We start from the raw sequence: 24,056 nt of genomic DNA on the forward strand, positions 1-24,056 counted from the left end.
GCGGGCGCGGGAACGATCCACGCGGTGTCGCGAGGAACATATCGTGATTCATAAATATTTGATCCGAACGGCCTGTGCGCTCCGTACCAGCGGTAAGCCAATCATTGGCTTGCAAATCTCAGGTGGAGGAAATTATGACGACAATTGCAGGAATTGCCGCAGGAAATCCAAGCTTTAGCATTCTTGTCGCAGCAATAGGTTTTATCGATGACCAGAAGGGGACTGACTACCTCGGTGTCCTCAGTGGAACGGCTGGTGACCCTTCTGCGACCTACACGGTTTTTGCCCCGACAAACGCGGCATTCGGGCAGCTCGCAGCTGATCTGGGTTTTGCGGGCGACGTTACTGACACCGCAGCCGTAACCGCATTTCTGACCTCTCTGAACGAAGATCCGGTCGAAACCGCAACGCTGCTTGAGACGATCGTCACCTATCATGTTGCAGCAGGCACCCAAGGTTCGTCCGAGATTGCGTCGGCGGGTTCGGTGACCTCACTTCAGGGCGGAGTGATCGATGCGTCCGAATTGCCGACACTTGGCGATCTGGAGCCGGACCTCATCAACCCGTCGCTGGTGCAGACAGACATCCAGGCGGACAATGGCGTGGTCCACGTGATTGATCGCGTTCTGCTGCCGATCGATCTGCCAGGCAATGACGCTCCGACGATCACCGAAACCGTTCTTGCGATAAGCGGTGCATCCGGCTTTGACGAAAACGGGGGTGATTTCGACATTCTTCGAGAAGCCCTGATCGCGGCTGATCTGGCGGGCGCCCTTAATGACCCGAATGCCGACCTGACCGCCTTTGCGCCGACCGATGACGCGTTTATCGCGCTCTCGAACTCGCTGGGATACGAAGGCAGCGATGAGGGCGGAGCGTTTGCATACCTTGTTGACGCACTGCGTTTGCTCAACGGCGGAAACGATCCCATCGAACTGTTGACGACGGTGCTGACATACCATGTCTCCGGTGAAAGCCTGCAGGCCAGCCAAGTTCTTGCGTCTGAGGAAATCGAAACGCTCCAGGGCGGAACGATTGGTGTGGATGCCGAGACCCTTACCCTAGTCGATGCCGATCCGGACGTTCAGGATCCAAGCCTCATCGCGACCGACATTCAGGCGTCTAACGGTGTGATCCATGTGTTGAACGGCGTTCTGCTGCCCGCCGATCTACTGCAATCTGACGGTTCAGGGGCAGTCGATTTCGTCATCGGAGACGATGGGCGCGAAGTCATCCGCACAGGTCGGGACAATGACCTGATCGATGCCAAGGGCGGCAACGATATCGTTTTCGCAGGAAGTGGTGACGATCTGGTTCTCGCCGGTGACGGTCGGGACAAGGTTTTCGGCGGCAAGGGTGACGACACCCTGAACGGCGAGGGTGGAAACGACATCATCTTCGGCGGCCGTGGAAATGACGAGATCGCGGGCGGTGCCGGAAACGACAAACTCATCGGCGGCTCGGGCTCTGACAGCTTCGTCTTCGAACAAGGCGGCGGACATGACACTGTGTTCGGCTTTCGCGCAGGTCGCGACAAGATCGACCTCAGCGCCTATGGCTTCACAGACTATGAGGAGGTCGAGGATGCGATCAGCGGCCGTTTCTTCAAGACCAAGATCGATTTGGGAGACACGGAAATCTCGTTGTTCGGCGTCCGCGCCAGCAGCCTAGACGAAGGTGATTTCATTCTCTGATAGGCTAGCCCGCCTGAACTGACCAAAACTGTTTGGGCGGGCTTTTCTTGTTGAAACGGCTTCACAATATTTTTCGGGAACAGTGTTTTCATTTTTCGGGAACAGTGTTTTCGGCGTGTGTGGCGATAGCCGGGGTAAACGCCGATACTTGCCTTAAGTTATTTATTTTCAACACTTTTAGCCTTTTGGCCTGCGTGCATCCTGCAAGACGCAGGCACCCAATCAAGGTCGAAAACTCGTGATTACAGCGGTGCCCGGCGAGGTCGGGCCACGCATCGCGCGAAGCTCACCGCTGGCATCCTCAAGGCGGACCTCTCGGGCCACCATCGGCTGTATGTCTACGTCACCCCGCTCGATCAGGCCAAGCAGACGCGGGTACTTCCAGGACGGCATGCCCCGGGTGCCAAAAACCGAGAGCTGTTTGGAATATATCGCGCGCATGTTCATGCGCATCCAACCGTCACCCGACGGCATCCCAATCTGCACATGACGGCCCAAGATCGCGAGGCACTCCAGCGAAGCGTTCGTCGTGGTTTCGATGCCCAGAGCTTCGATGGAAACTTGCGCTCCTCCACCGGTGATTTCCAGGATCGCGGTCGCCGCATCCTCTTTGGATGCATTGACCGTCGCGTCCGCGCCGTGGAGTTTTGCGTGCTCGAGTTTCTCATCGACCACATCCACCACGACAACCCGGCATCCTAGCATTTTCGCAAGCAAGAGGACGGACAGACCAATTCCTCCGGTTCCATGAACAGCAACCCATTCGCCCGCAGCAACGTCTGCTCGGTCCGTCAAAGCATGCCATGCGGTGGTGACGCGGCAGCCAAGGCCGGCGGCGAGGGCAGGGGAGAGTGTGTCTGGCAAGTGAACCAAGTTATGGTCAAAAGGCACCGCAACATATTCCGCATAGGCGCCCGGTGCGCCAAATCCGGGAACGATCTGGTTGGCGCAGGTATTCGACACTCCGGTTTGACAGGCATGGCAATTGCCGCAGCCCAGGATGAATGGGGCGATGAGGCGATCACCCACCTTGTGTTTCGCATTCGACCCGGCCTCGACAACGGTTCCACAGTACTCGTGCCCCAGGATGGAGCCGTTTTGAACTTTCGGGTGGGCACCGGACCAGCCGTGGTAGTCCGAGCGGCACACGCCGCAGGCGGCGACCTCCAAGACCACTCCGTTGTCGGGGCAGGTTGGGTCCGGGACCGTTTCAATCGAAAGGTCCTCGTTGAACTCTCTGACGACTGCAGCTCGCACTTCGCGCTCCCAAAATGGTTTCTTCGACCCAGAAATCCCGTCCAGTCGAAGCTAGACGGGTCGGTCGCCTTTCACGGTTACACGCCGCCCCTTTCGTTCCGCGGGCCAATAGTCCCAGATAGCGCGATGCATACAGCAACGATTGTCCCAAAAAGCCATATCGTTGAGCGACCAACGGAACCGGATTTGATAGTTGATCTGTTCGGCATGCTCGAAAAGCATGTTGAGGATTGCCTCACTTTCATTGTCCGACAAGCCGATAATCTTCGTTGTGAACGTTCGGTTGACGAACAGCGATTTTCGTCCTGTCTCGGGGTGAGTTCGGACGATCGGATGAATTGCTTCGGGGCAATCAATATCCGCGTCCTTTTGGCCCCGGTCGCTGTACCGGCCCTTGTAGATGTGTTCGGAGCTGTGGAGGGCGGACAGTCCGTCGAGCATGCTTTTGATCGGTTCGGACAGATCGTCGTAAGCCGCATACATATCGCTGAACATGGTGTCCCCGCCGCAAGGAGGGGCAATGTGGATCTGAAGCATTGTTCCCAATGGGGGCGTCTCATCACATGACACGTCCGAGTGCCAGAACTCACCGTTGGCCACCTTAGAATTTTTGGTGGCATGGATCTCGAATATCTCCGGGTATCCTTCCATCGTTGGGGCTGCGGGGTGTGCGTGGAGCGGTCCGAAGCGTTTCCCAAACTCGATGTGCTGCGCAGGCGGTATCTCTTTCTGCTCTTTGAAGAACAGAACCTGATAGGTGTGAAAGGCATCGCGGATTTCGGCAAACTGGTCGTCGGGCACAGGCTGGCTCAAATCGACCCCATAGATCTCGGCCCCGAGGTTCGGAGCGAAAGGCTTGGCAACGATGGACGTGTAGGTGTTGGACTTTGGGGCAACCATAGGAACCTCGGGGCGCTGTTTCATTGAGCCTGTTTCGTGCAGGGTACAGATCAAAAAATGTAAACAAAAACGAAAATGATTTGATCCATCGGTGAAAAACTCTCACCGTTGGCGGGTCCGGACGAAGGTGGCGAGGTCTTTGAGATGAGCATTCGAGCGTTGCGAACGTTGATCGCAATACATCGGCATGGAAGCTTTAGAGCCGCATCGGAGGCCGAGCATCTGACGCCGTCGGCGGTAAGCCATCAGATGCGGAACCTTGAAGTCATGTGGGGGCTCGACTTGTTTGACCGGTCGGCGAAGACACCCAAACTGACCAGTGCGGGGCTCATGCTTGTTGAAGAAGCGGCGGCGGTCGTCGCCGCGTATGATGGCCTGGCTGACAAGGTGAGATTGGACAAGGAACTTGCCGGCGAGATCATCTTGGGTGCAGTTCCAACGACTTTGACGGGTTTGGTGCCTGCTGCGTTATCAAGGCTGAAGTCAGAACATCCTGACGTGCGTGTCAGAATTGTTCCGGGCTTGACCAATCAGCTGCTGTTGCAGCTGGACCGCAAGCAGGTTCACGCAGCAATCATCTCACGCCCGGATATTCTGCCGAAGTCGCTGGAGTTCTCGGAAATCGTGACCGAGAAACTGGTCCTGCTCGTCTCGGAAAACACTCCGGACCTTTCTCCCGAAGAGCTTCTCGGCGCACTGCCGTTTATTCGGTTCACTCGCGACGCGGTTGTGGGGAGGCAGATCGAGACCTGGTTGCAAAGGATGGGTATAGAAGTCAAAGACGCCATGGAGCTTGAAAGCCTTGAGGCAATATCAAGCATGGTCGCCGCTGAACTCGGGGTCTCGATCATACCTGACAGTCGTCTGGCGTCTTATGACCATTTACAGCTCAAAAAAATTCCTCTGGAGCAGTTCGGACCCCGACGCATCGTCGGTCTTGCGAGTGTCGCAATGTCACCCCGTGCCAGAATGGTAGACGCTGTCCGGGGTGCGCTGCTGGATGCGGTGGGAACCTAGTCGGTTCTCAGGCGGAGCCGTAGCCCCTGATTGCTTTCGAGAATTGCTTTGGTGGCTGCACGTCATTGACGCCAGAAGCCGGTAGAGTGGCGGCGATGATTTTCGCTGCACCCAGAACCAGTTTCGTCATCGACGGGCGGCTGCTGTTCGCTCGAAAACTGTGCATCTCTTGGAAGGCCGCCAACTGGAAAAGCCCGTACAACTTGCAAAGTTTGAATTGATCGTCACACTTCTCGTATGAGCGAGTATTTTGATGAGATGTTCAACGGCGACGGATCTCTCAGAGGTCCTTACGAAGAGATCGGACGTTGGTTCAATGCGGAAGATGTCTCACGGCTGAGGGCCAAACAGCGCGAAGCCGAAGAAGTTTTCAGGCTGACGGGGATTACTTTCAACGTCTACGGCAAGACCGAGGCCGAAGAACGTTTGATCCCATTTGATATCGTTCCGCGCGTGATTTCAGGGCGCGAATGGCAACGACTGGAACGTGGCATTGAACAGCGGGTTCGGGCGATCAATGCGTTTCTTCACGACATCTATCACCGTCAGGAAATCGTGCGTGCCGGTCGCGTGCCGGCAGAGATGATTGCCAGCAACGAAGCCTTCCTGCCGCAGATGTTGGGTGTCTCACCGCCGGGGCAGGTCTACACCCATGTGGTCGGCGTCGACCTGGTGCGTACCGGGCCAGACGAGTTCTTCGTTTTGGAAGACAACGCCCGTACGCCGTCCGGGGTCAGCTACATGCTCGAAAACCGGGAAACCATGCTGAAGATGTTCCCCGAGCTTTTCAGCGCCACGAATGTGCGCAATGTATCCGATTATCCCCGCAATCTGAGACGCTCGCTTGCGGCCAGTGCGCCGGCCTGCGCGGATGGCGAGCCGACCGTCGCGGTATTGACACCGGGGATCTATAATTCAGCCTATTTTGAACATGCGTTTCTGGCCGATCAGATGGCCGTGGAACTGGTCGAGGGCCACGACCTGCGGGTTGTCGATGGGCGCGTCTGCATGCGCACCACGCGTGGTTACAAACCAATCGACGTTCTTTACCGCCGGGTTGACGACGATTTCCTGGACCCGCTGAATTTCAACCCGGACAGCGCGCTTGGCGTACCCGGCATTCTGGACGTCTATCGGGCCGGGGGCATCACGATCGCCAACGCGCCGGGCACGGGCATTGCCGATGACAAGGCAATCTATTCCTACATGCCTGAAATCGTTGAGTTCTACACGGGCGAGAAGCCTCTGCTCAAAAACGTTCCTACGTGGCGCTGCAGCGACCCCGAGTCGCTGTCCTACGTATTGGACAACCTGTCGGATCTTGTCGTCAAAGAGGTGCACGGCTCGGGCGGCTATGGAATGCTGATCGGCCCGACCGCCAGCAAGAAAGAGATTGCGGCCTTCCGTGACAAGCTCAAGTCGCGGCCGTCGAACTATATCGCGCAGCCCACGTTGTCTCTCTCGACAGTACCGATCTTCGCCCGTTCGGGACTTGCCCCCAGGCATGTCGATCTGCGGCCATTTGTTCTGGTGTCCCCGGATGGGATCGAAATCACCCCCGGCGGCCTGACGCGCGTTGCGCTGAAAAAAGGGTCCCTGGTCGTGAATTCAAGCCAAGGCGGCGGGACCAAAGACACCTGGGTTCTGGAGGACTGACCATGCTGGGAAAAACTGCTGGCGGGTTGTTCTGGATGTCCCGGTATCTTGAGAGGGCGGAAAACACGGCCAGACTGCTTGAAACAGGTCAGAGGATGGCGCTGACCCGGACCAAGAATTCCGATGCGGAATGGGGCTCGGTTCTGAAAACAGCCGGCGTTTTCGGTGGATACAGCGCCAAATATGATGAGATTTCAAAAGACAATGCCGTGGATTGGATGTTGCGTGATGCCGACAATCCATCCTCGATCAAGTCGGTCATCAAGCAGGCGCGAGATAACGCGCGCGTTGTTCGAACTGCATTGACCCATGATGTCTGGAGTGCGGTGAACGCCACGTGGATGCAGATTGATCAAGCCATGAAGCGCCGCGTGAACGAGAGAGACCTGCCGGGGACGCTGGAGCTTATTCGTCAACAGGCGGCTCTGGTTCGTGGTGCGACGCTGGGGACCATGCTGCGCAACGATATTTTCGACTTCACCCGGATCGGCACCTTTGTCGAGCGGGCCGACAATACCGGGCGCATCCTGGACGTTAAGTACTATGTCCTTCTGCCCACGGCCTTTTCGGTCGGCTCGTCACTGGACAACATCCAATGGGAAAGCATCCTGCGGTCCGTGGGTGCGGGTGGTGGCTATCGCATGACCCACGGCCAGAATACCCGGCCGTCGGAAATTGCGCAGTTTCTGATCCTCGATCAGCGGATGCCTCGCAGCCTGCATTTCTGCTGCAGGAAGATCCAAGAGAACCTTTCTTATCTCAGCAAAGACTATGGCTTTGCGGGGCCGTCGGTTACGGCGGCCAATGCGCTGTCCGAGAAGTACCTCGACCGGCAGATTTCCGATATCTTTGACCTTGGGCTGCACGAGTACATTCAGGACTTTTTGAAAGATCTCGGAGACTTGAGCCGCCAGATTGAAGTTGACTACCGGTTCTATGAGTGACCAATGAAACTGCATATTCGCCACGAGACACGATACGATTTCGACGCGCCGGTTTCCTTTGGCCTGCAGCAGCTGAGAAAAACACCCAAATCCTTCCGCAATCAGAATATCTTCTCTTGGAGCACCGAAGTGACCGGGGGGCGCAAGGAGCTGAGCTTTGAGGACTACCATCGCAACACGGTGGAACTGATCAGTTTCGAAGCGAATACCCAAAGCATCTCATTGATCTCCGAAGGTGTTGTCGAGGTTGAAGATACGCATGGTGTGTTGGGACGTCACGAGGGCTCGACGCCGTTGTGGCTTTTTCAGCGGAGCACGCCTTTGACAACGCCGGGCAAGGGTGTTGCAGACGTGATCGCCGCTTTGCCGGATGGTGAGCCGCTTGAGCGGATGCATGCCCTGTCCGAAAGCGTTCGGGCTCAGGTCTCCTACGAAGTGGGAGGCTCGCACCCGGACTGGAGCGCAGAAGACGCTCTCAAGGCCGGGCGCGGCGTGTGTCAGGACCACGCGCATGTGTTCATCACTTGCGCGCGAAAGATCGGCGTGCCGGCCCGCTATGTCTCGGGTTACCTGATGATGAACGAAACCGAATTGCAGGATGCCACCCACGCGTGGGCCGAAGTTCATCTGGACGGGCTTGGCTGGGTTGGATTCGACGTGTCCAACGGGATTTCACCCGATGACAGATACGTGCGTGTCGCAACCGGTCTGGACTATGCCCAGGCGGCCCCGGTAATAGGAAACAGAATTGGGGCAGCGGGCGAGCAGTTGACGGTTCAATTGCAGGTCGCACAGCAGTAACGGAGAACCTGATGACCTATGCTGTGGGCATGCGGCTGAACCGCGGACTGGTTTTCATGTCGGACACGCGCACGAATGCAGGTGTCGACAACGTGTCCACCTTCAACAAGATGTTCAATTGGACCGTCGAAGGCGACCGTTCAATTACCTTGTTGACGGCTGGCAACTTGGCGACCACCCAAGCCACCATAAGCCTGCTGGAAGAACGTACAAAAGCACCGGAAGACCGGTCGCCGTCGATCCTTGAGGCGCCGACGATGTTTCAGGTCGCCCAATTGGTTGCGGCGACGCTGAACGACGTCATCGAGGGGCATTCCCGAGCGGGCCAACAGGCAGACAGCGCCTTTCACGCGACCCTGATCCTGGGGGGGCAGATCAAAGGCGGCCCGTCGCGCCTGTTTCTGATCTATCCCGAGGGCAATTTCATCGAGGCCGGTGAGGATACCCCGTTCTTTCAGATCGGTGAGACGAAGTACGGCCGCCCCATACTGGTACGCGCGTTTGATCCGGACATGAGCTTTTCCGAAACGGTCAAGCTGTTGCTGGTCAGTTTCGATTCAACGATCAAGGCCAATCTGTCCGTCGGCGCACCGCTTGATCTGCTGCTTTATGAGGAAGACAGCCTTACGGCCGGCACGCGTTCAAGGTTCGAGCCCGACGATCAGTACTTTCGGACAATATCCGAAGGGTGGGGCGATGCGCTGAAGGCCGCCCTGTCAAAGCTTCCGGCATACGAAGCCTGACGAGCGAAGTCTTGTGCTCCTGCTGGGCGCAGGTTTCAGGCTGCCAAACCCTCAGCAGCCATTTGACTCCGGGTCACTCAGATAGGCGATCATCTGGTCCAGGTCGCGGCGAATCCCGTGCAGGTCTTTGATCTTTTGATCCACATCGGCCAACTTGCTTCTTAGGTTCGCGATCACCTCGGGCCGCGGGATGGTGTTTTCCGGGTCTTCCGGTAGGAAGCGCTTGATTTCCGACAGAGAAAAGCCAAGCGACTTGCTCATTGCGATGGTCTTGATGCGCGAAATCATTGCGTCGGGATAGTCGCGATAACCGTTCTCCAGACGCTCGGGCGGTGGGATCAGGCCGTGTTTTTCGTAGAACCGAATGCTTGACGCTGACACGCCCGTGGATTCTGCCAATTTTCCGATCTTCATGCCCTTGACCTTCAACCATTGTCGAAGGTTTATATCACCTGGGATCGAGAAGAAAAGGATCCCAAGATGACTGTTTCACCGCTGTTTGAACCGCTCACATTGCCAAACGGCGCGGTTCTCAGAAACCGTCTGGCAAAAGCTGCAATGGAAGAAAGCCTGGCGGCTTTCGGGCAGGTGCCAGACGAGAAAATTCACCGGCTTTATCGCCGCTGGGCCGCGGGCGGCGCGGGCTTGTTGATTACTGGAAATGTAATGGTCTCGGCTGATGCGCTGTCCGGCCCCGCCAGCGTGGTTCTGGAAGACGGAACTGATCTTGCGCCTTTCCGGGAATGGGCCGAGGCAGGGCAGATGCGCGGCGGAGCAATCTGGATGCAGATCAATCATCCCGGTCGTCAGGTCCTGGCGAGCCTGGGCGAAGAAACGGTGTCGGCCTCCGACGTTCCGGTCGAGATCCCCGGTATGTCCAAAAACTTCAACCCGCCGCGGGCCCTGACCGAGGCCGAAATTCAAGACCTGATTGCCCGTTTTGCTCGAACAGCCGCGTTGGCCGAAGAAGCAGGATTTGACGGCATTCAGATACATGCCGCCCACGGCTATCTTATCAGCCAGTTTCTATCGCCCTTGACCAATCGCCGTACCGACCATTGGGGCGGCTCTTTGGAGAATAGGGCGCGCTTCCTTTTTGAGGTCGTTCGCGCGATCCGGGCCAGCGTCTCCAAGAGCTTTACCGTTTCGGTGAAGCTGAACTCGGCTGATTTTCAGAAAGGTGGATTTGGGCAGGATGATGCCAAATGGGTGGTCAACCAACTTGGCGATATGGCTATTGATCTGGTCGAATTGTCCGGCGGTTCCTATGAGAGTCCGGCCATGCAGGGCAGGCAGGAGGATGGCTCCAGCACGGCCCGGCGCGAAGCCTATTTTGTAGACTTCGCGCGGGAAATCGCTGCTAACGCGAAAATGCCGATCATGGTGACCGGCGGCATTCGCTCTCGGGCTGTTGCCGAGGATGCATTGGCCAACAACCGGGGCGGGATTGGCGTCTCGGTTCTTGGGGTGGCCCGCGCGATGGCGTTTGAACCTGATCTTGTCGAAAACTGGCGGAATGGCAAATCAGAGTCGGTCAATATCCCGGAAGTGTCTTGGAAAAACAAAAGGCTGGCGGGGTTCGCCTCGATGGTGCTGGCGTATTTCCAGCTTGAACGACTGGCAAATGGCAAGCCACCGAAAGTACCACACTCGGCGTTTCTCGCGCTGATGCGAAATCAGATGCGGGCGAAGCGATGGACGAAACGTTACCGTTCCTGGCGCGATGCCCGAGCATAATGTGGTCAGGGATGCCTAAAGCAGGGATCCAACGGCGTTTGTGCGGGTAATCACCATGTGGCGGCACCTTTGACGCTCGGCTTCCGGCGCCGACCGGAGGTGTTTCTTCCGTTGCCGCCAGTGGCGGAACCGGGCGCACCTTTACCCAAGGTGCGTCCGGATCTTTTGCCTGCTCGCCTTTGCTATCCAAGCAACCCTGGCAGGGTCAACGAGATAGCGGGCACAAAGGTGATCAGCATCAGGGCGACCAGAATTGCCAGATAAAAGGGCCATATCGTCCGAACCGCCTTTTCCATCGGCAGTTTGCCAACGGCGCAGCCGACAAACAGGCAGGAGCCAACCGGAGGAGTGCACAGTCCCAGGCCCAGATTCACCAGCAAGATCATTCCGAACTGCAGGGGATCAATGCCAAGGCTGTTGGCAACCGGCAGGAAGATCGGCGTGCAGATCAGGATCAGGGCCGCCATGTCCATGATCATGCCCAGAAGCAACAAGACCGCATTGATCATCAGCAGGATAAGGATCGGGTTTTCCGTCAGGCCTGTCAGAAGATCCACCGTTTTGTCCGGCACTCTGTAGAAGGTCAGCATATAGGCAAAGGCACCCGCGCAGGCGATCAGGATCATGACCATGGCCGTCGTGCGTACGGCCGACGCAACCGCGATGCAGAACTTGTCCCAAGTGATACTCCGGTAGACCACGAGCGTGACGACAAAGGCATAGATTGCGCCGAACGCCCCGGATTCAGTGACCGTGAAGATGCCTGACAGGACACCTCCGACGATGATCACGGCAGTCAGCAGCCCGGGGATCGCGCTGAGAAAGCTGATGACCAGAGCCTTCCAGCCCGGAAAGGTTTCGGCCTGATACCCTCGGCGCACCGCAACAAGATACGCGGCGACGGCTAGGCAGAGGCACATCAACACGCCCGGAACTACGCCCGCAAGGAAAAGCTTCGAGATCGAAATGCCGCCCCCCGCTGCAATGGCGAAGATGATCATGTTGTGGCTGGGAGGGATGATGATCCCTGCGATCGACGACGTGACCGTCACATTGACCGCATAATCCGCGTCGTAGCCTTTCTCTTTCATCACGGGAACAAGAATGGAGCCGAGGGCAGATATATCGGCGATGGCCGATCCCGAAATTCCACCAAACAACATCGACGAAAACACATTCACGATGCCCAAGCCCCCACGAACGGCGCCGACCGCGGCTGACGCGAACCGCACCAGACGCATGGCGATCCCGCCGTGGAACATCAGTTCACCGGCGAAGATGAAAAACGGGATTGCCATCAACGAGAAAACGTTGATGCCCGAGATGATCCGCTGGAACCCGATCATCAGCGGCAAACCTTCGAACCAGAAGGCCGAGATGGCGGCAATGCCCAAGGCGAAGGCCACAGGTGTTCCGATCAGTACACACAGGGCGAAGACGCCAAGCAAAAGAAGAATTCCCATGATCCGCCTCTATTCGATGCTGTCTTTTCGCTCGTCAAAACCGACGCAGAGGCGGATCAGGTGACCAACGGAAAACACAAGGATAAGGCCCCCGCCAATGGTCAGGGGCAATGACCGCAAGCCTTCGGGAACCTGGATCAAGGGGATGAGCGACCCCCATTTGAACATCGTAAGCCGCGCCCCGAACACCAGCATCAGAGCACCGAATCCGGCCATGATCACATCCGTGCAAACGACCAGAGCCGTCCTGACTCGCCGCGGAACGGCCGAGCGCACGAGGGACACGGACAAATGCGTGTTGTCGTGCACACCAACCGCCGCGCCGATGAACGCGATCGTCATGACCAGCAACAGGGCGACCTGCTCGACCCACGTTGGCGTTGCGTTCAGGACGTAGCGGCCGAAGACGAGCCAGCCGAATATGATGGTGACCACGACCAGCGCGACACCGGTCACGATCCGGCATGCATCGGCGATGCGGTCGAGGATCCTGACCATAGTGCGCACTGAGGACGGGGGCGTAGATGTATTGCTCATAAGCCTGAAACTCTTGATCAGATGCCCGGCCCCGCATTGGCAGGGCCGGACGGTATCAGATCCGATACGGTCCGATCACTCGGTCGCCTGGATGGTTTCAACCAACGGGCGGAGGTCAGGGTTGGTTGCGAAATAGGCCTCGTAGACCGGGGCCATAGCGGCCTGGAACGGCGCTTTGTCGGCCACTTCGTTCACTACCACACCCGCAGCCTCGACCGCCGCGCGGCTGGCCGCTTCACGCTCAGCCCACAATTGCCGCTGCAACTCGGCGGACTCTTGCGCCGCCTCTCTGACTGCGGCCTGCAGTTCGGGCGACAAGGCGTTGAATTTGTCGGTGTTGACGCACACGCATTCAGGGATGATCAGGTGCTGGGACAGCGAGTAATAGCCGGCAACCTCGAAATGGCCGGTCGACTCGTAGGACGGCCAGTTGTTCTCGGCGCCATCGACGACCCCGGTCTTCAGGGCCTGATAGACCTCGGCGAAGGCCATGGGCGACGGGTTGCCGCCAAGTTCGGCAATCATGCCGGTGAACAGATCGTTGTTCATGACCCGCACTTTCATGCCCTGGACATCGGCCGGGGTATTGATCGGCTTGGTCCCGTTGTAGAAGGATCGGGCGCCGGCGTCATACCAGGCAAGCGGGGTCAATCCCTTGGCTGCCATACCGGCCGCGATCGCGGCACCGCCCTCGCTGTCCAGAACGCGGAACATGTGTGGGACGTCCTTGAAGATGAAGGGCAATGAAACGACATTTGCCTCGGCGACAATCGGGCCAATCGGACCCAGGTTGAAATTTCCGACCTCCAAGGCGCCAGCGCGGACCTGTTCGACCGCATCGGGCTGGCTGCCCAATGTGCCGCCGTGGAACATTTGCAGGTTGATTTCACCGCCGGTCTTTTCGGTGACCAGTTCGGCGAATTTGTCCATCGCGACAGTATTCGGGTAGCCGTCTGCGTGGATGTTCCACCCGCGCCAATCCTCGGCCAAAGATGCGCTGCCGGTCATGACGACCATGGCTGCGGCGCCGATCAGTGTTTTTGTAAGTTTGGTGTTCATGCTTTCCTCCCTAGAAGCAGACAGATGTTTTTGGTGATCGGTCGGAGCCGGCTATGAAAAGAGCAGGCCTCCGTTGATGTCGATGTTCGCGCCCGTAATGAAAGCGGCGGCGTCCGAGGCCAGAAACGCGACGAGGTTTGCCACATCCTCGGACGTGCCTTCGCGTTTCAGCGGTGTGGCGCTGGCCACGTTGGTGCGGACTTCGGTCTTGGTGAAGACATTGTGGAAGTCTGTGTCGATCATGCCCGGGCAAACCGAATTGATCCGGATCTCGGGCCCCAGTTCCTTGGCCAGCCCACGTGTCATCGTCATGACCGCCCCCTTCGAGGCCGCATAGGCAACCGCGCCGGGACCACCCCCGTCACGACCCGCCTGACTGGCGAACCCGACGATCGCGCCGCCTTTTTTCATGTGCGGCAACACCGACTGAACGGCGCGGGCAAAAGAAGTGGTGTTCAGGTCCATAACGTAACGCCAATGGTCCATGTCCATCTCAGACAGGGTCTTTCGGGCCACCAACCCTCCGGTCACATGGACAAGAATGTCGATCCGGGGCCCGAAGGCGGCAATCGTTTCTGAGACCAGCCTGTCCACATCCGCGCCTGACGTCATGTCGCCCTGTACGGCAATCGCCTGACCGCCGGCAGCCGTAATCTCCTGGACCGCAGACTCTGCACCCGTGGATGAGCTGTGATAGTTGATTGCGACCGATGCTCCGGCCTCGGCCAGTTTCAGAACGCAGGCACGGCCGATGTCCCGTCCGCCGCCGGTCACGATCGCAACCTTCCCTGCAAGGTCCCGGTTCAGGCCAATCTGTTCGGCGTTCAATTCGGTCATTCTCTTGTCCCTTTGGATCCCCGGTCAGCCTGCCGCGCGCCCGTTCCGATCTTTGAGTTCGGACGGGCAAGAAGCAGTGTTGCGTATTTTAGTCGACTAGTATACTAGTATTGTCAACAACTTTGTTTGGGGATCACAAAAGGCATCGCACGGTGCGTGCCAAATCAATTGGCTGGAGATACACTGACGAGTATCGAGGGAGGGGCCTCGAGCCACGGAAAACCACCCGAGTTGGTCACGCGCAGAAAAAGGCAGGAAATGCAAAGTATTACGGACAAGATCGAGCGGCGCACAACCACCGATATCGTTTATGAGAGCCTGTACGAGGCGATCGTTTCGCTTGAAATCCTGCCGGGGACGAAATTGTCCGAAGCCGACATCGCAAAAAAATTCGAGGTATCCAGGCAGCCTGTCCGCGATGCTTTCAACAGGCTCGAGGCGCAGGACTTGCTGCTGATCCGGCCTCAGAAAGCCACTCGGGTCCGTAGCTTTTCAATGGAACGGATCGGTCATGCACGCTTTGTTCGCCTGGCCGTCGAGTTGGAGGTGGTGCGCGCTGCGTGCCAGGTTTGGAAGCCCCAATACTCGAAGCTGCTGGAGGACAACCTCAAGCGGCAGAAAGACGTGGTTTCAAGGAACGAGGCCGAAGAGTTTCATCAACTCGACTATGACTTTCATCGGTTGATATGCGAGCTGAGCGGCAACCCGCTGGCCTTTGACACGATTCAGGAATGCAAAAGAAAGATCGACCGCCTGTGCGTTCTGAGCCTTGGGCGCGAGAGCGAGGCCGAGACTCTGGTTCGGGATCATGTGGCGCTGGCCAAGGCGCTTGCAGACCGTGACGAGGCGAAGGCGAGCGAAACCATTCGCCGTCATCTGGGCCGTATCGACAAGACCATCGAAGAGGTTCACGCGAAACATGCCGAGTATTTCGAGTGAAATGAACGCTGCCACCTGACCGAGGACACTGCATCATGACCAATAGCTATCCGATTGTGTCGCCCGCCCCGGGCGTCATGCGCCAGGTTTTGGCAGATCACGAAGACCTCATGATGGTGTCCTTCCGCTTTGAGAAAGGTGCCGAAGGCGCGTTGCACGACCACCCGCATGTGCAGTCGACATTTGTGCGGTCCGGGCGGTTCAATTTCGTTATCGGAGATCAGGAGCGAGAGCTGGGGCCCGGTGACAGCCTGATCATTCCGTCCGGCGTTAGCCATGGTTGTGTTTGCCTGGCGGCCGGAGAGTTGATCGACTGTTTCACGCCCAGGCGGGACGACTTTCTGTAAGGCGCATTCCGCGAGCGCTCTTGCCGTGGCCCGCGATTACTTTGACCCCATGAGGCCGGGTAACCTGTTTTCGGCGAAACGGGTCGGGCATGGGGCATATCATTGCGCCGGAAATCGGATCAACCGACAGCGGCCCCGCAGCTTGGGCTAGGAATTGCGTTCTTCACGTGCTGATCCAATGCCAAGGATCAGGTCAGCGCATCGATCGCCCAGCATCATGGCGGGTGCGTTTGTATTGCCGGCGTTGATGTCCGGCACGGCGGACATGTCGCACACCCGCAAGCCCTCGATTCCGCGCACGCGCATTCTGGGGTCCAGCACGGCCATTCGATCACCGTCCCTGCCCATTCTGGCAGTGCCCGCCGGGTGATAGTTGGTTTTCACGAACCGTTTGCAGTGTGCTCGCAGCGTCCGGTCGTCGTCCGCCGTCGGAATCACGATTTCGCGGATCCTTTGCGCAAGCGGGCCCGAGGTGAATGCCCGACGAAAGAAACGCTGCCCCCGGATCATCTCCTGCATATCGTCTTCATGCTTCAGAAGGTTCGGCGAAACTACTGGCATGGCGTCGGGGTCTGCCGAGCGAAGCCGAACCTCTCCGCGTGATTTCGGTTTGACCACGACGGTTGTGACGGTCAGTCCAAAGTCATCCTGCACCTCGTCAAGCGCGTCGCGATCCAGATAGACGATGGGAACGCAAAAGGCCTGAATGGTCGGTTCTCCATCAGGGTTCGACGGATTGACGAACGCGCCGGCTTCTACCCCGGCCGACGTCACCGGGCCGCTGCCGAACAGCTTGAACTGGATGCCGTTGCGCAGCATCCGCCAGCCCTCACCTTGTTTGAAATATCCGTAAGGGCCATTGGCAAAGGCGGTGATCGGAACTTCGGGGTGGTCGATCAGGTTTTGGCCGACCCCGGGCAATGGGCAGACCACGGGAATATCGTGTTCAGCAAGATGTGCATCCGGTCCGATACCCGACAGCATTAGAATTTTCGGCGTGACGAGGGCGCCAGCCGCAAGCACAACCTCACCATCACATCGGACGGTGTGGGACCCGCGTTTGTCTCGAAACTGCACGCCGACGGCCCGGTCGTTTTCGATGATGACTTTGCTGACCTTTGCGCCCAACCGGACGGTCAAATTCGGGTTCGCCTCAAGTGGAGCGAGGAAAGCGTAAGCTGACGAGCTGCGCTTCCCGGCGCGATTGGTGAACTGATAGAACCCGACGCCGCGCTGCGATGCGCCGTTGAAGTCCGTGTTGAATGGTTCGCCAAGGGCCTGCACCGACTGAACGAACCAACGGGACATGTCGTCGATATGCCCCGGATCCGAGACCTGCACCGGACCGTCGCTGCCATGCAGGTCGTTGTGCAGCCTGTTGTTGCCTTCCATCCTGCGGAAATAAGGCAGCACATCATCCCATCCCCAGCCGACCCCGTCGTTGGTCTGTCTCAGCAGGTCGTTCCATGCGTCATAGTCGGAAGGCCGACCGCGCATATAGACCTGCGCATTCACCGACGACCCGCCGCCCAGCACGTTGGCCTGCGGAATGTCATGCACGCGGCCGTCCAGGTGGTCCTGCGGTTCGGTCTGGTGGTAGGTCATGAACTTGGACCCGTTGATCATCTTGAAGATACCCGGCGGCATATCCAGCAGCGGATGGCGATGCGAATGCCCCGCCTCCAGTACCAGAACCCTGCACTTGCCTTTGTTGACCAGCCGCGCTGCTGCCGCGGCGCCGGCCGAGCCGCCGCCGATGACGATGTGATCGAAGGTTTCCGTCATGATTTCGCCTTCAGGTCCGGCGTTTGGGCTCGCTGATCGAGTCGCGCTCGACCAGTTCGCATTCCAGCTTCACGAGTGGATGCCGCTGACCGTCCGTCGGTCCATGGAACAGCTGTTCGACGACCCAGCGTCCCATCGCCCGGGTGGGAAGGATCATCGAAGTCAGGGGCGGCGACAGGTGTCGCGCGGTTTCGTCATCGTCAAATCCGATGACTGAAATGTCCTCGGGGATGGACAGGCCAAGTTCCTTGAGAGCCTCATAGCAGCCGATGGCCATGCGGTCATTCTGGCAGAAAATGGCGGTTGGCGGAGAGGGCAGGTCCATCAATTCCCGCGTGGCGGCGTAGCCTGCGCTGGGCAGCCAGTTGCCCTCGATGACCAAGTCCTCGTCAAATGGGATGTCGGCGGAAGCCAGGGCGTTTCTGTACCCGGTCGTACGCCCGGCGGCGCATTCCATGAACGGCTCGCCGGTGATGGTGGCAATTCGTTTGTGCCCGGCCTTGATCAGGGCGTTGGTCGCCGTATGTCCGGCAGCGACTTCGCCGGGGATCACCGCAGGAAAAGAGAGGTCGTCGCAGAAGCAGTTCAACAGCAGAACCGGGGTGGCCGTCTGCCTGAGGATATCCGGCACGACCACCCGCCGCGTAAAAACGGTCGCGTAGATGATGCCTGCAACCTGTTGGTCGAGGAAATACCTCAGCGTTCTGGGCTCGACCTCGGGGTCGTTTTGTGTCTCGGCCAGTAACACAAGATTTCCGGTGTCCCGAACGGCCTGTTTCACGCCGTTGAACGCGTTTACCATCTCGGGGCTCGACGCCAGATCATCCACGACGAAAGCTATGGTTCCGTCCAGAGCCGCGGGCCGGCGCGCGCTGTCCTGGGGTTTCCTGAGTTGAGAGGGCATGGCGTATCCAAGCGTGTTGGCGGCATCCAGGACCCGTTGCTTGGTATCCTCGGAGATCTTGACGGAATCATTCTTGTTGAGAACCAGCGATACTGTCGTCTGCGAACACCCGGCGACGCGCGCAATGTCGTGCATCGTCACGCGCTGCCGGCCCGCGACTCGTCCTACACCCCTGTGCTGCCCGGCTTTGTTCGCTTGATCGTTCATCGCTCAACCTTTTTGCTCGCATCCTTTTTATCGACTATGCGGAGGGTGCGCAACTAATATTAGTAGGTGATAATTAATATTAGTGTTGACGAAATAATATTATTAGTGTTTTGATCGGCGGTGCGGTCGCCATTGTGGTCTGGCCGAGCAAGTGCGGGAGGCGAAATTGCGGTCTGTAGTGGGGGAGTTGGGTCAAGTCGTTCGCCATTCGATGTTCATCGATGGCCGCTTTGCCGACTTTGACGCGGACGCGGTCGATGTCGAAAACCCTGCAAATGAAGAGATCGTAGCACAGGTTCCAGATGGTGGTGCCATGCATGCCGATGCGGCGGTCGAGGCGGCCCGCGGGGCTTTTGGCGCGTGGTCTGCGCGCCCGGCGATCGAGCGGGCGCAAATGGTCCGAGGGCTCGCCGAGGCCATCCGGGCCGACGCCGCGCGTCTGGCTGCTTTGATCACAGCCGAGCAGGGCAAGCCGATCTCGCAAGCCCGAGGTGAAGTGGATGCTGCCGTCACCTTTCTGTGCCATGCAGCAGAAGAGGCCCGGCGGATTTCGGGTGACATAGTGGCCTCGGACAACAGGTCCGAAGAAATCCAGATTCGGCGCCATCCCTATGGTGTTGTCGTTGCGCTGACGGCCTGGAACTATCCCTTGGCATTGGCCGCCAGAAAAATCGGGCCAGCGCTGGTCGCGGGCAACACCGTTGTTTTGTTAGGACATGAAATCACGCCGCTGTCCGGTCTCGCGGTTGCCGAGCTTGCGGACAAGGTCGGCTTTCCGCCCGGCGTTCTGAATGTTCTGACGGGGAAGGGGCCGGTGGTTGGGCAGCGGCTGGTCGAACACCCCGATACGTCACTGATCACGATGACCGGCAGCACGCGCGCCGGGAAAGAGATTTTTCGCACAGCGGCCGACCGGATCAAGGTTGTCCGGCTCGAGCTTGGAGGCAAAGCTCCGTTCATCGTGATGGAGGATGCGGATGTTGACGCCGCCGTTTCGGCCGCCATTGCCGCCCGGTTTGCCAATTGCGGCCAGATCTGCACCTGCAACGAGCGTATGTATCTCCATCGCGACATTGCCGACCAGTTCTTGGAAAAATTCGTGTCGGCAGCCCGCGCATTGTCGATCGGGGATCCGATGGAGGACTGCGACCTAGGGCCCAAAGTCAGCAAGGTCGAAGTGACCAAGGTCGCCGAAATCATCCAACGCAGCATCGCAGAGGGTGCCACGGTGCATCTCGAAGGTGGGCCTTTGACGGACGGCGCGCACGGCAAAGGGCACTGGATGTCCCCGACCGTTCTTGAGGTCTCCGACAACGGCAATGCCGCGATGCAGGAGGAGGTCTTTGGTCCCGTGGCGACAGCCATGCGAGTCGATGATTTTGATCAGGCGATAGCCTTGGCGAATGACACGTCATTCGGGCTGTCCGCCTATCTCTTTACGGCATCGCACCGCCGATTGATGGAGGCCCCGAGCCGTTTGAAGTTCGGCGAACTGTACCTGAACCGTTCGAACGGCGAAGCCGTGCAGGGGTTTCACACAGGTTGGGGGCTGTCCGGGGTTGGGGGCGAAGACGGCGCCTATGGCTTCGATGGCTATCTGAGGAAACAGACGACTTACATGAATTGGGCATGACCTGAAAACTCGCGGTCAAAACGGAGGCGACCGCACCAATGGAGGAGGAATAACCATGAAACGAAGAACTCTTTTGATCTCGACGGTTGTCGCAGGTGCGCTGTTGGGCACCACGGCGATGGCACAGGATCTGCCGCCGCTTGAGCAGAAAGATCGCTACAAGGTCGGCTTTGCGCAGATGGAGTCGAACAATCCCTGGCGCATTGCCGAGACGAAATCGTTCCATGACACGGCAGAGGCCTGCGGCTGGGATCTTATCGCGACGGATGCGGCCGGATCTGCGGCCAAGCAGGTTGCGGATGTGGACAGCATGATCGCGCAAGGCATCGACGTCCTGTTCCTGCCCCCGCGGGAAGAAAAGCCGCTGATCCCGGCCGTTATGAAGGCTCGTGCCGCCGGCATTCCGACCTTTCTGGTGGACCGCTCGGTTGATCCAGCCGTCGCCAAGCCGGGCGAACATTTCGTGGCCTTCCTGGGGTCGGACTTCATTGATCAGGGCAACCGGGCCGCGCAATGGCTGATGGAGAATTTCGAGGGCGACAAAGGCATCATCGTCCAGTTGGAAGGCACGACAGGGTCCTCGCCTGCAAATGACCGCAAAAAGGGCTTCGACGACGCGATCGCAGCGGATGACCGTTTTGAGATCGTGGCCTCTCAGACCGGGGACTTTGCGCGCGACCTGGGTCGTCAGGTGATGGAAACCCTTCTGCAGGCGCATCCCGACGTGAACGTGGTCTACGCCCACAATGACGAGATGGCGATCGGCGCGATCCAGGCTCTGGAACTGGCGGGCCGCAAGCCCGGCGAGGACGTGACCATCGTTTCGATCGACGGGACACGCGATGCGCTACAAGCCATCATCGACGGCAAGATGGGCGTCACCGTCGAAAGCTCGCCCTTCTTCGGCCCACTGGCCTGTGAAGTCATGAAGAAATACGCGGCTGGCGAGGCGATCCCGGAATGGGTGAAAGTCGAAGATCGCATCTTTACCAAGGACAACGCGGCCGATCACATCGACGAAGCCTATTGATTCTCCCTGGTGGGTGGTGCTGGCCTGTGGTCGGCGCCGCCTGCAAGCAATCGGAGGAAGACATCTCATGAATGCGCTCGTCTCGATGTCGGGAATTGAAAAGTCCTTTGCCGGCGTACCGGCACTCAGCCAGGCCAGCCTGGAGATCGCACCGGGCGAAGTTCATGCGCTGATCGGTCAGAACGGTGCCGGCAAATCGACGATGATCAAGGTCCTGACCGGAGTTTACGACCGGGATGCCGGCGACGTGCATCTGGCGGGTGTGCCGAGCCGCATCTCCACTCCGCGCGAAGCGCAGGAATCCGGAATTGCCACGATCTATCAAGAGCTCAACCTGGTGCCGCTGCGGTCAGTGACCGAGAACATCATCATGGGGTACGAGCCCAAACGTCTTGGCTTTCTGGTCGACTGGCGCGAAGGCAACAGGCGCGCACGCGAGGTTCTTGCGCGCTTTGGCATAGATATCGACGTGACCGAGCCGCTGGGAAATTTCTCGACAGCGATCCAGCAGTTGGTTGCGATTGCGCGGGCTGTGTCATTGGACGCAAAGCTGGTCATCATGGACGAACCCACCTCGTCATTGGATGCCAGCGAGGTCGAGGTTCTGTTCGGTGTGGTGCGCGAGTTAAAGAAACAGGGCGTTTCCGTCCTGTATGTCTCGCATTTTCTCGATGAGCTGTTCCAGATCTGCGACCGGGTCACAACGATGCGAGACGGCCGCACAGTCAGCACGCGCAACGTGCAGGACACGACCAAACTGGAAATGATCGCGGACATGCTGGGCCGCAACAAGGACGAGATCGCGGCAGACGGGCTTACGGACTTCGCCGGCGCCAAGGCCAAGAAAGGCGATATCGTTTTGCGGGCTGTCTCTGTCTCGACAGGCCCGCGACTGACGCATTTCGACCTCACGCTCCACCGCGGGGAGATCGTTGGGCTGGGCGGGCTTCTGGGCTCTGGCCGGACAGAGGCTGCGCGCGCGTTGTTCGGTGTGGACGGGGCCCGCAGCGGCGCAATCGAGCTGCACGGTGCGGTCGGGCAACCGTCCGGACCGGGTGACGCGATCGCAAACGGGGTCGGCTTTCTGACCGAAGATCGCAAGGCCGAAGGGATCATTCCTGACATGTCCGTGCGCGAGAACATGACGCTGGCCCTGCTGCCGAAACTGGCCAGCCGTGGTCAGATCGACTTTGCCCGCGAGCGCGAGATCGTTCAGGCCTTCATCGACGACCTGGGCATCAAGGCGGCGCATATGGACCAACCCATTCGCGAGTTGTCCGGCGGCAACCAGCAGAAGGTGCTTCTTGCCCGTTGGCTGGCGACACAGCCCGACATCCTGATACTCGACGAGCCGACCCGAGGCGTGGATGTCGGCGCCAAGCGAGAGATCCAATCTTTCATTCGGTCTTATGTCGAAAAGGGGTTCGGCGTTGTCCTCATCAGTTCGGAATTCGAAGAACTGGTGGAAGGCGCTGACCGCATCGTGGTCATGCACGAGGGGCGCTCGGTCAAGGAACTGACCAACCCCGGGATTACCGAGAATATACTGGTGCGCGCGCTTGCGCATCATGAAGAAGGAACTGGTTCATGGACCGCGCAATGAAGTTGCCGCAACGGGTCGCATCGATGCCCTTCCGCTTTCATGGCGGCATCGCCGCGTTGGTCGCCCTGCTGGTGTTCAATGCGTTTTTCACCCCAAATTTCCTGCAGCTGCAGACCCTGTTCGTGAATATCAGTCAGGTTGCCACGATCGCCATCGTGGCCATGGGCATGACGCTGGTCATCGCCACGGGTGGGATCGATCTGTCGGTTGGCGCGGTCATGGCTTTGGCCGGGGCGCTGGCTCCACTGATCTTTCTGTCGGATCTGGGCGCCGCCAATCCGATGCTTGGCGTCACTTTGGCCATTGTCCTGCCGCTGCTCGTCGCGGGTTTATGCGGGGTATTCAACGGCGTGATGGTTGCTGTGTTGAACGTGCAGCCCATCGTTGCGACGCTCATTCTCTTCATCTCTGGTCGGGGTATTGCCCAAGTCTTGACGAACGGGAACCTGCAGACATTTTCCAACCCTTCATTCAGTTATCTTGGAACCGGCAAGGTGCTTGGCTTGCCGTTCCAGGGGTGGCTGGCGCTGGCGATTGCCTGTGTGCTGTTTTGGGTGATCACCAGAACCACTTGGGGCCGCTACCTGCTGGCGATCGGCGGCAATGAACGTGCGGCCTATCTGGCGGGTGGTCCCGTCCGGCGGGTCAAGATCGGGGCCTATGTCATCTGCGCGGTGCTTGCAGGCCTGGCCGGTCTGATCGTGGTTGCGATCAACTCGGCCTCGGACGCCGCGCGCAACGGCAATCTGATGGAGCTTGATGCCATCGCGGCCGCTGTCGTTGGCGGGGCTCTTTTGCAAGGCGGGCGGGCGCCGATCTTTGGCGCCATTCTGGGTGCCGTGATCATCCAGCTGGTCAAATATACATTGTTGGCCAACGGGGTAGAGGACGAAGTTGCACTGATCGCCAAAGCCGTCATCATAATCCTGGCCGTTTGGGTCCAGCAGTTCCGGAGGGCTTGAT

At 58.6% G+C, this 24,056-nt stretch carries 22 protein-coding genes; 13 read left to right on the top strand and 9 right to left on the bottom strand.

The window, feature by feature from the left end:
• Nucleotides 1–134: 134 nt before the first annotated feature.
• Entirely contained in the window at nt 135–1,694 is a 1,560-nt protein-coding gene (locus GOW72_RS10655; protein ID WP_170366846.1) for a fasciclin domain-containing protein, read from the top strand.
• Nucleotides 1,695–1,916: 222 nt separating this feature from the next.
• Here the strand turns inward: GOW72_RS10655 and GOW72_RS10660 are convergent, their stop codons facing one another.
• Together GOW72_RS10660 and GOW72_RS10665 are read right to left on the bottom strand one after the other, a co-directional pair.
• A complete protein-coding gene (locus tag GOW72_RS10660; RefSeq protein WP_170363776.1) occupies nt 1,917–2,951 on the bottom strand; it encodes a zinc-binding dehydrogenase in 1,035 nt (344 codons plus the stop codon).
• A gap of 51 nt (nt 2,952–3,002) precedes the next feature.
• Nucleotides 3,003–3,875: a TauD/TfdA dioxygenase family protein gene (locus GOW72_RS10665; RefSeq protein WP_217358149.1), complete on the bottom strand. Its 873-nt coding sequence runs from the start codon at nt 3,873–3,875 to the stop codon at nt 3,003–3,005.
• A 120-nt stretch (nt 3,876–3,995) separates the two neighbouring features.
• Here GOW72_RS10665 and GOW72_RS10670 point away from each other — a divergent pair, with 120 nt between their 5' ends.
• From GOW72_RS10670 to GOW72_RS10690, 5 genes are all read left to right on the top strand, one after another.
• A complete protein-coding gene (locus GOW72_RS10670; protein ID WP_170366847.1) occupies nt 3,996–4,868 on the top strand; it encodes a LysR family transcriptional regulator in 873 nt (290 codons plus the stop codon).
• Between the two features lie 237 nt (nt 4,869–5,105).
• A complete protein-coding gene (locus GOW72_RS10675) occupies nt 5,106–6,524 on the top strand; it encodes a circularly permuted type 2 ATP-grasp protein (RefSeq protein ID WP_170339274.1) in 1,419 nt (472 codons plus the stop codon).
• Nucleotides 6,525–6,526: 2 nt separating this feature from the next.
• The gene (locus GOW72_RS10680; RefSeq protein ID WP_170366848.1) at nt 6,527–7,468 is read left to right on the top strand and encodes an alpha-E domain-containing protein; all 942 of its coding nucleotides are present in this window, start codon (nt 6,527–6,529) and stop codon (nt 7,466–7,468) included.
• Between the two features lie 3 nt (nt 7,469–7,471).
• The gene (locus GOW72_RS10685; RefSeq protein WP_170366849.1) at nt 7,472–8,269 is read left to right on the top strand and encodes a transglutaminase family protein; all 798 of its coding nucleotides are present in this window, start codon (nt 7,472–7,474) and stop codon (nt 8,267–8,269) included.
• Nucleotides 8,270–8,280: 11 nt separating this feature from the next.
• Complete coding sequence (locus tag GOW72_RS10690) at nt 8,281–9,012, top strand: proteasome-type protease (RefSeq protein WP_170366850.1); 732 nt, start codon at nt 8,281–8,283, stop codon at nt 9,010–9,012.
• Nucleotides 9,013–9,063: 51 nt separating this feature from the next.
• Here the strand turns inward: GOW72_RS10690 and GOW72_RS10695 are convergent, their stop codons facing one another.
• Nucleotides 9,064–9,426: a MerR family transcriptional regulator gene (locus tag GOW72_RS10695; RefSeq protein ID WP_170366851.1), complete on the bottom strand. Its 363-nt coding sequence runs from the start codon at nt 9,424–9,426 to the stop codon at nt 9,064–9,066.
• A gap of 66 nt (nt 9,427–9,492) precedes the next feature.
• Between GOW72_RS10695 and GOW72_RS10700 the strand changes: the two genes are divergently transcribed.
• Nucleotides 9,493–10,749 (top strand): NADH:flavin oxidoreductase/NADH oxidase family protein, encoded by a 1,257-nt coding sequence (locus tag GOW72_RS10700; protein ID WP_170366852.1) that lies wholly within the window; start codon nt 9,493–9,495, stop codon nt 10,747–10,749.
• A gap of 182 nt (nt 10,750–10,931) precedes the next feature.
• On the opposite strand, the gene GOW72_RS10705 is transcribed toward GOW72_RS10700, so the two are convergent.
• From GOW72_RS10705 to GOW72_RS10720, 4 genes are all read right to left on the bottom strand, one after another.
• Nucleotides 10,932–12,212, bottom strand: a complete 1,281-nt coding sequence (locus GOW72_RS10705; RefSeq protein WP_170339264.1) for a TRAP transporter large permease — start codon at nt 12,210–12,212, stop codon at nt 10,932–10,934.
• A gap of 9 nt (nt 12,213–12,221) precedes the next feature.
• Nucleotides 12,222–12,710: a TRAP transporter small permease gene (locus GOW72_RS10710; RefSeq protein ID WP_244952395.1), complete on the bottom strand. Its 489-nt coding sequence runs from the start codon at nt 12,708–12,710 to the stop codon at nt 12,222–12,224.
• 114 nt (nt 12,711–12,824) lie between these two features.
• Entirely contained in the window at nt 12,825–13,808 is a 984-nt protein-coding gene (locus tag GOW72_RS10715) for a TRAP transporter substrate-binding protein (protein ID WP_093961689.1), read from the bottom strand.
• Between the two features lie 51 nt (nt 13,809–13,859).
• Entirely contained in the window at nt 13,860–14,645 is a 786-nt protein-coding gene (locus GOW72_RS10720; RefSeq protein WP_170366853.1) for an SDR family NAD(P)-dependent oxidoreductase, read from the bottom strand.
• A 258-nt stretch (nt 14,646–14,903) separates the two neighbouring features.
• Between GOW72_RS10720 and GOW72_RS10725 the strand changes: the two genes are divergently transcribed.
• Together GOW72_RS10725 and GOW72_RS10730 are read left to right on the top strand one after the other, a co-directional pair.
• A complete protein-coding gene (locus tag GOW72_RS10725) occupies nt 14,904–15,584 on the top strand; it encodes a GntR family transcriptional regulator (RefSeq protein WP_170366854.1) in 681 nt (226 codons plus the stop codon).
• Nucleotides 15,585–15,619: 35 nt separating this feature from the next.
• Nucleotides 15,620–15,931: a cupin domain-containing protein gene (locus GOW72_RS10730; protein ID WP_170366855.1), complete on the top strand. Its 312-nt coding sequence runs from the start codon at nt 15,620–15,622 to the stop codon at nt 15,929–15,931.
• Nucleotides 15,932–16,078: 147 nt separating this feature from the next.
• On the opposite strand, the gene GOW72_RS10735 is transcribed toward GOW72_RS10730, so the two are convergent.
• Complete coding sequence (locus tag GOW72_RS10735; protein WP_170366856.1) at nt 16,079–17,716, bottom strand: GMC family oxidoreductase; 1,638 nt, start codon at nt 17,714–17,716, stop codon at nt 16,079–16,081.
• Nucleotides 17,717–17,726: 10 nt separating this feature from the next.
• Complete coding sequence (locus tag GOW72_RS10740) at nt 17,727–18,827, bottom strand: LacI family DNA-binding transcriptional regulator (protein ID WP_244952396.1); 1,101 nt, start codon at nt 18,825–18,827, stop codon at nt 17,727–17,729.
• Between the two features lie 178 nt (nt 18,828–19,005).
• Here GOW72_RS10740 and GOW72_RS10745 point away from each other — a divergent pair, with 178 nt between their 5' ends.
• The 4 genes from GOW72_RS10745 to GOW72_RS10760 all read left to right on the top strand — a co-directional run bounded on the left by GOW72_RS10745 (nt 19,006) and on the right by GOW72_RS10760 (nt 24,055).
• Nucleotides 19,006–20,460 (top strand): aldehyde dehydrogenase family protein, encoded by a 1,455-nt coding sequence (locus GOW72_RS10745; protein ID WP_217358150.1) that lies wholly within the window; start codon nt 19,006–19,008, stop codon nt 20,458–20,460.
• Nucleotides 20,461–20,515: 55 nt separating this feature from the next.
• Nucleotides 20,516–21,490, top strand: a complete 975-nt coding sequence (locus tag GOW72_RS10750; RefSeq protein WP_170363761.1) for an ABC transporter substrate-binding protein — start codon at nt 20,516–20,518, stop codon at nt 21,488–21,490.
• 67 nt (nt 21,491–21,557) lie between these two features.
• Entirely contained in the window at nt 21,558–23,093 is a 1,536-nt protein-coding gene (locus GOW72_RS10755; RefSeq protein ID WP_244952397.1) for a sugar ABC transporter ATP-binding protein, read from the top strand.
• Complete coding sequence (locus GOW72_RS10760) at nt 23,078–24,055, top strand: ABC transporter permease (RefSeq protein ID WP_170339851.1); 978 nt, start codon at nt 23,078–23,080, stop codon at nt 24,053–24,055. Before GOW72_RS10755 ends, GOW72_RS10760 begins: the two co-directional genes overlap by 16 nt.
• Nucleotide 24,056 lies beyond the last annotated feature (1 nt).

Source organism: Ruegeria arenilitoris (assembly GCF_013032855.1).
Lineage (GTDB): Bacteria > Pseudomonadota > Alphaproteobacteria > Rhodobacterales > Rhodobacteraceae > Ruegeria > Ruegeria arenilitoris.

Bases quoted from the DNA above. Each gene is read 5' to 3' on its own strand.
- GOW72_RS10655 (WP_170366846.1), top strand. From the start codon at position 135: ATGACGACAATTGCAGGAATTGCCGCAGGAAATCCAAGCTTTAGCATT.
- GOW72_RS10665 (WP_217358149.1), bottom strand. From the start codon at position 3,875: ATGAAACAGCGCCCCGAGGTTCCTATGGTTGCCCCAAAGTCCAACACC.
- GOW72_RS10670 (WP_170366847.1), top strand. From the start codon at position 3,996: ATGAGCATTCGAGCGTTGCGAACGTTGATCGCAATACATCGGCATGGA.
- GOW72_RS10675 (WP_170339274.1), top strand. From the start codon at position 5,106: ATGAGCGAGTATTTTGATGAGATGTTCAACGGCGACGGATCTCTCAGA.
- GOW72_RS10680 (WP_170366848.1), top strand. From the start codon at position 6,527: ATGCTGGGAAAAACTGCTGGCGGGTTGTTCTGGATGTCCCGGTATCTT.
- GOW72_RS10685 (WP_170366849.1), top strand. From the start codon at position 7,472: ATGAAACTGCATATTCGCCACGAGACACGATACGATTTCGACGCGCCG.
- GOW72_RS10690 (WP_170366850.1), top strand. From the start codon at position 8,281: ATGACCTATGCTGTGGGCATGCGGCTGAACCGCGGACTGGTTTTCATG.
- GOW72_RS10695 (WP_170366851.1), bottom strand. From the start codon at position 9,426: ATGAAGATCGGAAAATTGGCAGAATCCACGGGCGTGTCAGCGTCAAGC.
- GOW72_RS10700 (WP_170366852.1), top strand. From the start codon at position 9,493: ATGACTGTTTCACCGCTGTTTGAACCGCTCACATTGCCAAACGGCGCG.
- GOW72_RS10705 (WP_170339264.1), bottom strand. From the start codon at position 12,212: ATGGGAATTCTTCTTTTGCTTGGCGTCTTCGCCCTGTGTGTACTGATC.
- GOW72_RS10710 (WP_244952395.1), bottom strand. From the start codon at position 12,710: ATGGTCAGGATCCTCGACCGCATCGCCGATGCATGCCGGATCGTGACC.
- GOW72_RS10715 (WP_093961689.1), bottom strand. From the start codon at position 13,808: ATGAACACCAAACTTACAAAAACACTGATCGGCGCCGCAGCCATGGTC.
- GOW72_RS10720 (WP_170366853.1), bottom strand. From the start codon at position 14,645: ATGACCGAATTGAACGCCGAACAGATTGGCCTGAACCGGGACCTTGCA.
- GOW72_RS10725 (WP_170366854.1), top strand. From the start codon at position 14,904: ATGCAAAGTATTACGGACAAGATCGAGCGGCGCACAACCACCGATATC.
- GOW72_RS10730 (WP_170366855.1), top strand. From the start codon at position 15,620: ATGACCAATAGCTATCCGATTGTGTCGCCCGCCCCGGGCGTCATGCGC.
- GOW72_RS10735 (WP_170366856.1), bottom strand. From the start codon at position 17,716: ATGACGGAAACCTTCGATCACATCGTCATCGGCGGCGGCTCGGCCGGC.
- GOW72_RS10740 (WP_244952396.1), bottom strand. From the start codon at position 18,827: ATGAACGATCAAGCGAACAAAGCCGGGCAGCACAGGGGTGTAGGACGA.
- GOW72_RS10750 (WP_170363761.1), top strand. From the start codon at position 20,516: ATGAAACGAAGAACTCTTTTGATCTCGACGGTTGTCGCAGGTGCGCTG.
- GOW72_RS10755 (WP_244952397.1), top strand. From the start codon at position 21,558: ATGAATGCGCTCGTCTCGATGTCGGGAATTGAAAAGTCCTTTGCCGGC.
- GOW72_RS10760 (WP_170339851.1), top strand. From the start codon at position 23,078: ATGGACCGCGCAATGAAGTTGCCGCAACGGGTCGCATCGATGCCCTTC.